A 12,508-nucleotide genomic window follows, 5' to 3' on the forward strand; every position below is an offset into this window, starting at 1 on the left:
GACAACACGATATTAAGTTTGCTATCGGGTTTGTCCACGCTTACTGTGTTAGCGGGTTGACTTCGCGAGCTATATCGCTAGTTTATGCTAGTAATTTCGCTTAGCTAAATCACTAATGATGGATGATAAGCACGCTAAGTGATAACTTGATGTTTTAGGCAAAAAAAACCAACGGATTAGGTTGGGTCTTTTAGTGGCAATGACTGTTGATATTCACTTAGAAGCGATAGCCGAAGTTTATCGTGAATGAGCTTCTGGTTTCTCCTTTATTATAAAGGGCGGTAATATTGTAGTTTCTGCCTATTTGTTTGTTAAAGCCGACCAAGTAAGCCCATTGTTCAAGTTCTACGCCAACGTCATAAGTAAAATCTCGACCTAATGCGTCGATATAGCCTAGGTTTCCACTCATTGTCGCTTTCAGCCCTTGGTACTCAGCGCCGACAAAGACTTGTGCTCGAGAATCAAGAAATTGATAACCTAACATAGGCTGTATAGTTAAAATACCATCGCCCCAGTTGTCTTGTCCCTCAAGACGTGTTGCACTATACGTAGCGGTAACGGATGCAAAAAACTCTTTGTAACCAACAGAAAGGGTTGTGCCTATTCCGGCCACATCGTAGTCTAGGTGTAGTGGTACGCTGACTTCTCCAGGAGAGCACAAATCAACCCCTGCACCAGCAACTGCACTACATGCCAGCTTACCGCCAACGACTCCTAATTTATCTTCGAAAACGTCTTTCATCTTGCCGGTATATTGTGCATCGACTACGGCATCGACATTGACCTTACCCACCACGCCATAAACGTTCCAAAAGGGAAGGATATTGATATCGGCTCTTAATGTGTAGCTTTCTGCACTGACGGTACCAAATGAACTTGATGGATCAAAAAACTCGTCTAGGTTAAGCCCCATAATGTCAAAGCTGTCGAAGCCCACATTCATATCTTGATTACGGTAAGCCACTGAAAATCCATATGGTAGCGGCACATCAATGCCTTGCTGGCGCACTAAATCACCCAGTATTGGGAACAGTCTGTCCAGATCAACCTTCTCTTCACGAATGCGTGGGTCGGAAACGGTTGAGAGCAGGCCTTGATCTATGACGATGGTGCCTAACTCGTCGTCATAAAAGGCAACGGGCCTAATTGTGGAGCTATAGTTTACAGCGCGTTGGCCTTTATTTCCCGTGGCTTCAATTTGCTTACTTTCTATGACGGTTTTACCGTTGGCCAGCGTGGTAAACTCAATTTTTTGTGAGTATTGCTCTACGCGATAACCTTCATAGTCATAGGGCTTAGCGTTGGTGATCTCCATCTGAGTTGCGCTACCGTTAATCACTGTTAGCTTTACTCGCATAAATCTAAAGTATGCGATGTCTTGAGGTAGCCCGTATTTAGAGTAGTTAAAGCTAATTTCAACCACCTCTGGTGATAGCTCATTCACTATCACTGAAGACTTATCAAAGCTCTCTAAGTAGTTTTTTAGGCGATACTCGATTTTGGTTATTTTTTCGATATTGCCGATCACATCTTCTTTTGAATCAAGCTTGCTCTCATCGTACTTAATTCTCAGATCGATATTACCATTACGGTCAGTGCTTTGTACTAAAAAAACGTCTGATTCTGTCACCTCACCGCCGACGTCAAATCGACGTTGGACATGTTCAACAAGTTGATCACCATGGGAGAGCGAACTCAAACCCAGTTTGAGGATCTCGTCAGAGATACCGTAGCGTTCGAAGGCATTTTGCTGCGCTACGCTTGGTGCTTGGGTGACAAATTGTATTTCATCTGCGTAAGCAGCATGAGCAAATGCCAAGGCTAATGTTAGTGGAATCGCTTTAAGCATTGTCTTGCCGATAGAGGTTTTGCTAACTGAGAGAGAGTGCATTTTCGTCATTGTTGTTACCCTTAAAGTTTGCCACGCTATGGCGTTAACGTTTTCGACCCATTGTGGGTTATATACGCTGCAGATATATGTCGTCATATCGCTTCAACGAGGGTATTTTATGAGCAGATGTAAAAATTAAGTAATCGCCTATGAAGGATGAAACCCTTCAATTGATGGAAGAGGGAAAAGTCAAAGAGTTATTCTTAAGTTATTGTTTTTTATTTGTAATTTAATTTGTATTTCCCTTTGGAGTTATTCATTTGATTATCTGCTTTACAAACAGTAGACAAAAAATTGCCTACTGTTTGTGCCTTATTTTCTCTAAGAGTTGAACATTTTTGGTGGTGTATGAGGCCATCGAAATGTTTTTGCGGACTTCAGCCCGCGCAGAGACGTCTTTTTTATTTATCGCCTGTTTCCGTTCATTTACTTTGCCTTAATGTGGAGTAAGCGTGTGTAAAAACGTGCCACGGACAAGCTGATCACCATCATGGTTAGCATGAATAGCGGCGTTATTATTTCGAACTGTGGAGCGCTATGTAACGCATTCATGGTCATGATAAGCAGCAGGTTTCCGCCTAATATTCGTTGCACAGCCAATGACGGTTTGCCACACAGTCCATATATCAACAGCATGTTTACCATATAAAAGGCAATAAGCTGCCAGAGCTCTGTGAGCGCCGTTAGTACTAAACAATACTCAGCAAGAAATAACACTCCCCATGCTAGACAGGCTAATTTAGCTTGCCGAATAAGACTGTCAGGCATATGCACGGTGACGTTGGCTAGCACAGCACCCACTAGCGGAAAAATAGGCCCACCAGGTATCGAAAAATAGATCCATAAGCCGAAACAAGTTAACGAGATAGCAGTTGCAGTCAATGTGTTGTTTAATCTGAGTCGGAGCTGTTTAGCATTAATAGTTTTATCTGCAGCGGCCTTATTTTCAGTATATTGAGACCAATAAAGTGCTAATGCTTGGGTTTGGATTTTTTCATCCTTGAGTGCGGCTTCAAGTAATATCAGTTCATGCTTGAATTGGATAAGTTTGTTCACGATTGTCTGTTTATCCACTTCATTGTCAATCTCAGCAACAATCAGAGTCATGTTAGCTTGCATCGCTTCACATGCTTCAACAACGATTTGCCATTTGGTCTTTTCGTGGCGCAAACGATAATGAATCGCGACAGGCAGTGCGAGTATTTCTCTGAGTTTATTGATATGACGTTGACTATCAAATATGTCAGATTCTCTATCTATCTTATATTCACCGAGCAATGCCTTTTCTATGGCTGATGTCGCCAAATCAAACTGACTAGTCACAGTTTTAAGAGAATCAAAAAACAATGATTCGGTGCTGGATGGCCAAAGCAAGCGATAGACAATCGAGTAGACTAAGACACCCAGCATAGTTTCTTGAATTCTTAGTATAGCGATATCAAATGAGGCGTTGCCATTAGTGCCCCCCAACATGGCAACAATCGCAAATACGGTAAATGCCATTGTAAAGGCATAGCCGTAGCGCTTGTTGTCGCTAAAGAAGACACACCCAGCTAAAAATAGGTGGAAAAAACCGATGAATAACAAATGGTCTTGAGAAAACAGACTGATTAGCAGTAAGGCGTAGAGGATGCCTGCGACCGTGCCCAATATGCGTAGCTTGCCCTGTTGTACGCCATGGCCAAAGGTTTCAGTTGCCGAAATCGCAATGACGGTAATGGCCGCCCAATAGGGTTTGTCCCACTGAAAATACAATGCCAAAGCGATGGTGATACCGACAGAGATCGAGACTTTAATGGATTCTTTTATTGATGGACTGAGCATGACAGTTTCACTTTAGTGCTTTACGATTTTTACTGATGCTGTCATACCGATCCGCAACTGAAGTCCTTGGGGGAGGCTATCGAGTTTTATCTTTACAGGTATGCGCTGAGCAAGTCTTATCCATTGAAAGCTAGGATTAACATTAGGCAGCAAGGCATTGCCGGTACTGCCGTCAGCTTTAGCAATGCCGTAACCAATACTCTGCACTTTGCCCTGTAGCATTTCGCTGTCGTGCATTAGCAGGGTAACCTGCGCCAGGTTATTGATGCTGACATCCTTGAGATCAGTTTCTTTGAAGAAACCTTCAATCCAAAAACTAGTTTCGTCGATTAAAGCTACTACAGGGCTGTTGGCGATCACTTGCGAGCCGACTCGGTAGTTGAGATTAGTAATATAACCATCGGTGGGTGCGGTCACTTGGGTGTATTGCAAATTTAATTCGGCTTCCTCAACTTGTGCCTTGGCCATTAATTGGTTGGCCTTGGCCGTTTCAATGGCGTTTTGCAGGTTGTTGAGGGTTAACTCTGATTGTGCACCAGGGGTCAGTTTTTCAAGATTCACTGCTCGATGCGCTTCATTTTTCGCTTTTTCGAGTAATGTTGCCGCTTGCTTTTCGCTGGCAATAGCTTTGCTTAGATTGACTTGGTAAATACTCGGGTCAATTTCAAACAAGAGATCACCGCGCTTGACTTGGGTATTGTCCTCAACCTGCATCTTGATGATTTGGCCGGTGACTCTAGGGGTGATCTGAATAACATGGGCACGGATTTGTCCATCTCTGGTCCAAGGGTTTTTCATATATGTCTGATATTGGCTATACAGAATCGCACTCGCGGCTGTCACGATTAGCAGTGTGAGAAAGTATTTTTTTAACATTTTGATACCTATTTAGAAAACGGAAATAAACTGACTAATTACGCCAACGAAAATGATGGTGATGGCTAGCTCTGTAAGCGCTGGCGCCACAATATATTTGTGCCAGCCGAGCTTGACAGCAATCGTTGTAAAAACGTTGGCAAGAAGGTACGCCATTATGCCAACAAGCAATAAGGGCGGGAAATAGACATCACCTAATGCTATTTCGTGGGGCATGATGTTCATCTGTAGTTAGCCTTATGTAGTGACAGCGATGTTTTACCTGGAGTTAAAGGTAAGCTTTCTTCTCTAGACTTGAGATGTTAGTGGAGTTGGATGCGAAGTGATAATCGTGTTTGATGGATTAAACCCATCAAATTAAATGAACAAACTCGGTGGGATATGTTAACTTAGTCCAATTATCAGACCTTATTGGGGTTGCTGGTGTGTTGGGCATTTCAAGGGAGTAGATTGATGAACTTTAGTTTAGAGCAACTTCTTGCTTTTGTTACTGTTTACGAGCTAAAAGCATTTAGTAAAGCGGCCGTTAAACTGGATAAGCATCGCACCACAATTGGGCAGGTGATCACTAACCTTGAAGATCAGCTCGCCATTACCTTGTTTGAAAGGATTGGCCGAACGGTTGAACCCACACAAGATGCGACTTTGCTTTATCACTATGCGAAACAAGCCATAGAGCAAACTCGAACCTTTGACCGTATGGCGTTGAGTTTAAGTTACGGTGGTTTGGAGTCGGTAACCATTGCTTATGCTAGCTTCATTCCTCAGCAGGTACTGACGGCAATACGTAAAGCGCTAATGAATGACTTCCCCTCTATGGGGGTGAATCTGTTGGTGCGTTCAAAAGCAGAAATCAAACAAGGCATTCAAGATGGCTCAATTCATTTTGGACTCGTGAATGTCTTTGAAAGTAAACTGATTAACAGCATTGATTCGATGTTGATGCGCAGCATGGCCTTTTTCCCCTTTACTGGTGAAAGTAGCAAACTTGCTCAGCTATCGCCAAATGATACTTACACCGCCATGAAATCTACCCGCCAGTTTGTACTCAAGTCGATGCTCGATGATGATATGGCAAAAAAAGTCATTCTCTCTTCTCAATATGAGGTGGTCGATCAACAGACATTAATCATCAGATTGGTGCAAGAGGGACTGGGGTGGGCACTGCTGCCTCGTTCTATTTCTCGCACAGAGTACTATTCTGACCACATGGTAGAGATAGAAGCCGATCAGATTAAAGAGGCTATTCATGTGCCCGTGTCACTGTGGAGTCAACATTCAAAGCAAGTTGCAATTGTTAAACAAACGATTTCTAAATGCATAACGGATTACCTTAACGCGGTTGATAACCTGCACTAGCTAACATTAATTGTAAGAGTCGCGATTCAATCTGGCACATCATCTTAATTTAGTAAAGTTGATTATAATCGCACCAAAAGGCACAGTGCACTTGGCGGTGTCAGTTCAGAAAACTATGAACGGAAAAATGCTGCTTAGTGGAATGTCCTGTTTTACCGGAGCGGATCACTGTGGATCAGGCCACTTATGGAGTCCCCCCGATGTGCGCTTTCATGCAGAAGTACCATTGGTTACCTTTCTTAGTCTGGTGCATATCTTCGTCGCGGCTGCTGCCTTTGTTTTTGGTGGAACTGGGTGCTTGAATTATTGTGGCATCCACCAGGGTGCCCTGGGTCATCAGAACGCCACACTCTGCCAGCCAGCGATTAACTGTACTGAAGATCTTGCGAGCCAATTTATGTTGTTTCAGCAAGTGCCTGAAATTCATGATTGTGGTACGTTCAGGAATGGCTTTGCTCATTGACAGCAGGGCAAATTGGCGCATGGAGGCGATTTCGTAAAGGGCATCTTCCATGGCCTCATCGCTCAGGTTGTACCATTGCTGCATGCAGTGAATGCAGCAATGGTTTCCAGCGGATAGGGCCTGCGACCGTTACTGGCCTTGGGATATACAGGCTCGATACCGCCAAGTAATTTGTCCCAGGGAAGCAAGTCATCCATTCGGCCCAGGAAGACTTCTTTGCGAGTCTGGCGGCGTTTACTGGAAAACTCACTGTCGGCAAAAGTCAGTTGCTGGCTCATCTGGGTACGTTCAGGTCACGACATGAGAATCTCACATCTGGAACTTATTCGTACCTTCCTTAGGACATTTTAGACTGTCATCATTTTTTTGTTTCATGTCTTCATGGATTTTATTAATCAAGGTTGTGGAGTCTTGCTCTGAAAACCCAAAATTAACTAATAGCTCTTTACCTCTTTGCAAGGTACTTTCTATATAAACGGAACCAGCATATTTAATCCCATTTTGTTTTAAAAATAATTCATCTTCCCTTGTATTTGTTCTTGCATAAATATCTAAGTGTTCATATTGGGTTAACTTTAACGCAATCTCTTTGAGTAATGACGAATTGGTAACCGAAATAAATGCCGCTTTGGCCTCGGTTAAACGAGCTTTATCTTGAATGCCACGATTAAGAATATCCCCATAATGCGCATTTAATCCCAATGACTTGCCTCTTTTCACACATTCATAGTCATTGTCAAAAGCGGTGTAACTAATACCTGCGTGTTCGGCTAATAAAGCAATTAAGCGTCCAACCTCATCTAGACCAATAATAATGAGCTCATTATCTAATATAGGGGTACTGTTAGCGTCGGTTATTGTGCTAGATAAATAGCGTTTGACAAGCTTGTTACCAAGGCTATTCATTAAAGGGGTGATGATCATACTGATACTGATAATAATAAAACCTACCGCTGCACTATGGGTATCTAACGCCCCTGAGGTAGTCGCAATGCCCAGTAACACAAAAGCAAATTCCCCGACTTGATTTAATGCAAAGCCGGTTTTAATTCCGATAGGCAAACCTTTGCCATCGATCACAGCCAGTACAATGAACACCAAGGTTTTAACTATTAATACCGCTGATAGCCATAGCAATATATAGCCTAAATCATCAACAATGATATTTGGTTGTATCGACATACCAACGGCTAGAAAAAACAGACTCATCAATACTTTTTTAAATGGCGACACAACTTCTTCTAGCATGAACTTAAAATCAGATGTGGATAACAGCATACCCAACACGAATGCCCCTAATGTTTCAGACATGCCAGCAGTGGTTGAAAGCCACACTGTTATAAAAATTGTCATATATAGGCATAACGAGAAACCTTCTTTGTTGTCGTTAAATACACAAATTTTTAAGCAAAAAGGCAATATATAACGAGCAATGATAAAAATAGTAACCAGTAAGCCGATTGCCATCAGAGCACTATAAAGCAATGAGTGGTCATGAGTATTTTGTTGATGAGCTAGCATCGGGATTAATGCCATTATCGGCACAATACTCATATCCTGGGCCATCAAATTGGAGAAGATGTTTTTACCATGAGGGCTGTTTAGCTGCCTCTTTTCTTCAAGAAGTGTCATCACCACAGCTGTAGAGGATTGTGAGAATATCGCACCAATAACAAAACCAACTTCCCATGTTAAGCCGACTAAAGTACCCAGAAATGAAAATATGACCGATGTGATTAATACTTGCCCAATACCCTGGATAGCAATAGATTTTTTCATATTCCAAAGTTGCTTGGGTTTCATCTCTAAGCCAAGGGTAAATAGAAATAGCACCACACCAAAGTCTGCAATACTCTGAATTGCTTCAATGTTTGTTGCAGCAATAGGACCCGGAGTATTGGGGCCTAATAAGATGCCGGCAACGATAAAACCCACGATGGTTCCCATTCCTATACGGGAGAAAAAGATAATACTTAGAGTGATAATTGACAGAGCGGTTATTGCAGGAAGTAAATAAGTATCCATTTATATCTCATTAGATGTGATGCGTCGATATTTTTAAATCAGGGACATGTAAGTACATTGCTCAAATGGTTTGCCGAATCATTGTAGGAGAACAGCATGACTGTTCTAACTCGCATTTGATGGATTGAATCAGTCAAATAATAACGTAGAACAGTATGAAAAACATGCCAGGGAAGGTTCGGATAGTTCCCGAATGTGAGTTTCGGATGCCTTGATCTGAACCATGGATGAGATAAGCCAATGGGCCAGAAAATGGTTAAAGACGATTTAGTTAACAATGCCACTTAAGGCAACATCTCGCGGCTTATGAAGGATTTGATCCATCATAGGTGATTATCTTTGCTTAATCTTTGCGCATAAACTCTATCAATTATCGAGGGGCAATCCCTTTACACATTATAGAACTTATTGATTTAGAAGTGATCAGTCAATGGAAGCATTACAAGACATTGTGAGTTTATCCACCTATTTCGCCATTTTGATTACCTTGGTAATGGGTTTTCTGGTGGGTAAGCTCAGGCTGGGTCGGTTTCGTCTGGGCAGCATAGTCGGCACTTTGCTGGTGGGCATGCTAATAGGTCTGCTGGGGGGCGAGGTTACGCCATCTATCAGATGGGTCTTCTTCGGGATCTTCATGTATCTGGTGGGGTACCAGGGGGGATACCGTCTCATCAACACGCTCAAGCTGCGCCGAAGATCGATATTGGTGGCTAGTATGTCGATGAGCCTGATCGCCATACTGACCCTGGCCTTTGCCTGTTGGCTGTTTGACCTGAATCTATTCATGGCCATTGGCATGACGGCTGGAAGTTTTGTCCACCCGGAAATTCTCAGTGAGGCCAGCGAAGTGATAGGTCAATTGCCGGGATTGACGGAAACGGCTAAGCAGGTTGCCCAGCACCAGGTGCATTTAGGCTATATGACCACCGTCATATTTGGCGTGCTGGTACCTGTGTTGATGATCACTTGGCTGCTGCCTGCTGTCACGACACGTTTATTGGGGGATACGACGACACATCATGTTGTGGATACCTACAGTAATATCGTCAGACGTGTCTTTCAGGTTAATGCCGACAGTACCGTCGTGGGTAAGACTCTGGCGCAGCTCAATGAGCCCTCTATCGATACTCTCTTTGCGCTGTCGCGGGCCACCAGCGGTGCTAAGCCGGCCGAGGATGCGCCCATTGTTGCAGGCGATGTGCTTACGATTACCGGTTGCCACAATGCCTTGTTTTACTTCGATGACAACCTCTTGGGCACTGAACTGCCCAGCGATCTTGAACCTGATCGAAGCGAAGAGAACCATTTGATTTTGATTCATGGACAGCTTGTCGGCCAGTCGCTGCATCAAATTAAAACGGCGATCAACCAAGGTGGCCTGAGAGCCGTATGTATCACGGCCATGTTCAGGGACGATCAGGCCCTGGAGATCACCCCAGAGCTAGTGGTAACCCGCGATGATATCTTGCAGATCACTGGGTGCTCCGACGACATACAGGCCATAAAACAAGATGTTGGCCAGGCTCTCCCACATCAAGGGGGGAACCAAGCGCTCTTCGGGGTTGGCCTGGTGGTGGCCTATCTCATTAGCCTCTGGCATCTCGATATCGGCGGCCTGTATCTCTATTTCAGCATGGGGCTGAGCAGCCTTGTCTCGGGTATCGCTGTGGGCTGGGCCTGTCACAGGGTCAATCCATTGGAGCTATTACCTGCGAATACTAGCAGTTACTTGCGTAATTTATCGCTACTGGCGTTTACCGCAGTGACAGGTATCTATTTGGGGCCGCACATGATCGATGCGATACAGGCCAATGGGGTCAAAACCTCCCTGATAGGTTTCTGCGTGGTGTTGATCTCCCAGTTGCTCTCATTTCTGCTGGCATTTCGGATTTTCAAAGTGAGACAGCCAGCCGAATTAATGGGATGGAAAGGTGGACGCCAGCCTATGGGACATGAGATGTCGGCTGGGTATCGACAGCGCGATACTTTTTACGCGCTCACGATTTCCTACCTCACATCAAGTGTGTTGATGATGATTGTCGTCTCGGCAGCGTTGCGCTTGCTGTGAACTTAGCACCACATTCATGTGGCGAAGAACAGAATTCTTTTCAAACAATTTAATGAGTTACAACTATGATTAAAAAAAAGCTTTTCTGTGCCTTGCTTATGGCATCGTCACAGGTCGCTGCCGATAGCAGCTATTTTTTTGATGAGAAAGATGGTCAATTTGATTTGGGGTATCACCTTGCTGAAAATGCCTATGGTTTTTTGCCTGTGCCAGTATTGATCACCGAGCCCGCAGTTGGAGCTGGAGGCGGGGTCGTGGGACTCTTTTTGCACGAGACTGATGAGGAGAAAGAGCTAAGAAGGCAAAAGGCGCTTGAGTCTATTGATGGCGGTGCCCAGCTTATGCCAGCGGCCATGACCTTGGTCGGTGGTGGAGGCACGGCAAATGGCACATGGTTTGCCTTCGCAGGGCATCGTCACTCTTGGTTAAAGGACAGCATTCGCTATACCGCTGTTGGCGGTGCGGCCAATGGTAACCTCGACATATACACCCGTTTAGAAGGGCTATTGCCTCCAGAGCATCCGCTTCAATTTGATACCTCAACAGAGGCACTGTTTGCCATGCAAAAAGTGCAGTTTAGGGTCACGGATACGCCATTATTACTAGGGATTAAGCAGTTGTGGGCCGAGTCGAGTATTTCATCTTCTAATCCTTTGGTTGATTGGATATTACAAAATACCCTAGGGGATAAAACCACAACGTCGGGTTTAGGCTTCATTGCCGAGTACGACACCCGCGATAATATGTTCTTCCCCAAGAAGGGCTACACAGTATCGGCCGAGTACATGGTATACGATGAAGCCATTGGTTCAGATAACAATTATCAGACCTTAGGTGCCAGTGGCGAAGTGTATATTCCGCTTACTAAGCACTGGACGTTTGCGTTTGCTGGGAGCTATGATCAACTCTATGCTGGTGACAGTCACTTATCACCTACCACTAAGCCTTATGTTGATCTACGTGGCGTGTCTGCATTTAGGTATCAAGGTGAGCAAGTGGCCACAGTGCAATCTCAGTTGATGTATCACATCGATCATCGTTGGACGGTATCTGCATTTTATGGCTATGGCGTGACCAGCAGCGACGCCATTGAAGAGAGTGATGATTCAGTTAATGCATACGGGGTAGGTTTTCGCTATCAACTTGCCCGACGTTACGGCATCCACATGGGGGTAGATTTAGCCACTAGTGGTGAGGAAAATGCGATTTACTTTAAGTTGGGTTCGGGATTTTAACGTGTACTACATATGCCCATAAGTGGATTAGGAAAGTAACTACAGGAATCCCCCGAAAAACCATGCTTAGATGAAATCTATCCATAAGACTTGGGGCTGTCCACCATACGCTAGCTAAGCTCGATGATAAATTGCGAAAAAAAATTAGCAGATAAGTTCACAAAATCACAGGCTCTTTCCTGTCCCAGAATGGGTTAGTAATAGATACTATTTTCGTTGTAGTAAAAGGACGAGCAAAAATTCTAGTTAATAAGATACTTACGCAATATGTCAGCTTATGGTTATATTTTATGTCAGGGTATGGTTACATATTTGGGTTAACGTATTGAAAAAAACATGCTGTTTATGTCAACTTATGCTTGCAGCGACATCCTGCTAGCTTCTGTAGCGTTATTGTCTGCACTTTCTCACCCAATCACATACTACTCGTATGCTCATGGGCTGAGAAAGCTTGACGGCTTAGCTACAAAAGCAATCAGTTTGAAATTACTTTCTTAGCCTTCTTTGTTATGGCGTTATTGTCGGCACTTTTCCACCCCATCATGGAGCCTTCAGCGGCTGGTAATAAAGAGCCGTATGCTCATGGTGTTGTTTCTGAGAAAGCTTGACGGCTTAGCTACAAAAGCAATCAGTTTGAAATAACATCGTGCTGGCGTTGTTGTGGCGTTATTGTTGGCACTTTTTCACGGTATCGCATTGCTTGTGCCTGTAAAGCTATTAGTAACTCTAGCTTATATGATTCTATTGGCCTAGAACCTAGAACCTAG

The 12,508-nt window shown here is 43.9% G+C and carries 8 protein-coding genes and 1 pseudogene; 3 read left to right on the top strand and 6 right to left on the bottom strand.

Going from position 1 to position 12,508, the window contains the following annotated elements; all coding sequences use genetic code 11:
* Positions 1-217: 217 nt before the first annotated feature.
* The 4 genes from AB4238_RS04640 to AB4238_RS04655 form a co-directional block, all read right to left on the bottom strand.
* A complete protein-coding gene (locus AB4238_RS04640; protein ID WP_220743030.1) occupies positions 218-1,900 on the bottom strand; it encodes a porin family protein in 1,683 nt (560 codons plus the stop codon).
* Between the two features lie 417 nt (positions 1,901-2,317).
* Entirely contained in the window at positions 2,318-3,715 is a 1,398-nt protein-coding gene (locus tag AB4238_RS04645; RefSeq protein WP_372031788.1) for an FUSC family protein, read from the bottom strand.
* Between the two features lie 12 nt (positions 3,716-3,727).
* Complete coding sequence (locus AB4238_RS04650) at positions 3,728-4,591, bottom strand: efflux RND transporter periplasmic adaptor subunit (RefSeq protein ID WP_372031790.1); 864 nt, start codon at positions 4,589-4,591, stop codon at positions 3,728-3,730.
* Positions 4,592-4,603: 12 nt separating this feature from the next.
* Positions 4,604-4,816: a DUF1656 domain-containing protein gene (locus AB4238_RS04655; RefSeq protein ID WP_028763126.1), complete on the bottom strand. Its 213-nt coding sequence runs from the start codon at positions 4,814-4,816 to the stop codon at positions 4,604-4,606.
* Between the two features lie 228 nt (positions 4,817-5,044).
* Here AB4238_RS04655 and AB4238_RS04660 point away from each other — a divergent pair, with 228 nt between their 5' ends.
* A complete protein-coding gene (locus AB4238_RS04660; protein WP_372031791.1) occupies positions 5,045-5,950 on the top strand; it encodes a LysR family transcriptional regulator in 906 nt (301 codons plus the stop codon).
* A 167-nt stretch (positions 5,951-6,117) separates the two neighbouring features.
* Here the strand turns inward: AB4238_RS04660 and AB4238_RS04665 are convergent.
* Positions 6,118-6,691 (bottom strand): annotated as a pseudogene (locus AB4238_RS04665) (IS5 family transposase); the annotation flags it as partial.
* Between the two features lie 31 nt (positions 6,692-6,722).
* Positions 6,723-8,438 (bottom strand): cation:proton antiporter, encoded by a 1,716-nt coding sequence (locus AB4238_RS04670; RefSeq protein ID WP_372031794.1) that lies wholly within the window; start codon positions 8,436-8,438, stop codon positions 6,723-6,725.
* A 430-nt stretch (positions 8,439-8,868) separates the two neighbouring features.
* Here AB4238_RS04670 and AB4238_RS04675 point away from each other — a divergent pair, with 430 nt between their 5' ends.
* Entirely contained in the window at positions 8,869-10,506 is a 1,638-nt protein-coding gene (locus AB4238_RS04675; protein ID WP_372031795.1) for a hypothetical protein, read from the top strand.
* 65 nt (positions 10,507-10,571) lie between these two features.
* Positions 10,572-11,741: a BamA/TamA family outer membrane protein gene (locus tag AB4238_RS04680; protein WP_372031798.1), complete on the top strand. Its 1,170-nt coding sequence runs from the start codon at positions 10,572-10,574 to the stop codon at positions 11,739-11,741.
* Positions 11,742-12,508 lie beyond the last annotated feature (767 nt).

It is taken from the genome of Shewanella sp. 10N.286.45.A1 (assembly GCF_041470405.1).
Lineage (GTDB): Bacteria > Pseudomonadota > Gammaproteobacteria > Enterobacterales > Shewanellaceae > Shewanella.

What these genes read in the sequence shown, in the direction of transcription:
- AB4238_RS04680 (WP_372031798.1), top strand. Translation starts at nt 10,572, where the DNA reads ATGATTAAAAAAAAGCTTTTCTGTGCCTTGCTTATGGCATCGTCACAG.
- AB4238_RS04675 (WP_372031795.1), top strand. Translation starts at nt 8,869, where the DNA reads ATGGAAGCATTACAAGACATTGTGAGTTTATCCACCTATTTCGCCATT.
- AB4238_RS04670 (WP_372031794.1), bottom strand. Translation starts at nt 8,438, where the DNA reads ATGGATACTTATTTACTTCCTGCAATAACCGCTCTGTCAATTATCACT.
- AB4238_RS04640 (WP_220743030.1), bottom strand. Translation starts at nt 1,900, where the DNA reads ATGACGAAAATGCACTCTCTCTCAGTTAGCAAAACCTCTATCGGCAAG.
- AB4238_RS04660 (WP_372031791.1), top strand. Translation starts at nt 5,045, where the DNA reads ATGAACTTTAGTTTAGAGCAACTTCTTGCTTTTGTTACTGTTTACGAG.
- AB4238_RS04645 (WP_372031788.1), bottom strand. Translation starts at nt 3,715, where the DNA reads ATGCTCAGTCCATCAATAAAAGAATCCATTAAAGTCTCGATCTCTGTC.
- AB4238_RS04655 (WP_028763126.1), bottom strand. Translation starts at nt 4,816, where the DNA reads ATGAACATCATGCCCCACGAAATAGCATTAGGTGATGTCTATTTCCCG.
- AB4238_RS04650 (WP_372031790.1), bottom strand. Translation starts at nt 4,591, where the DNA reads ATGTTAAAAAAATACTTTCTCACACTGCTAATCGTGACAGCCGCGAGT.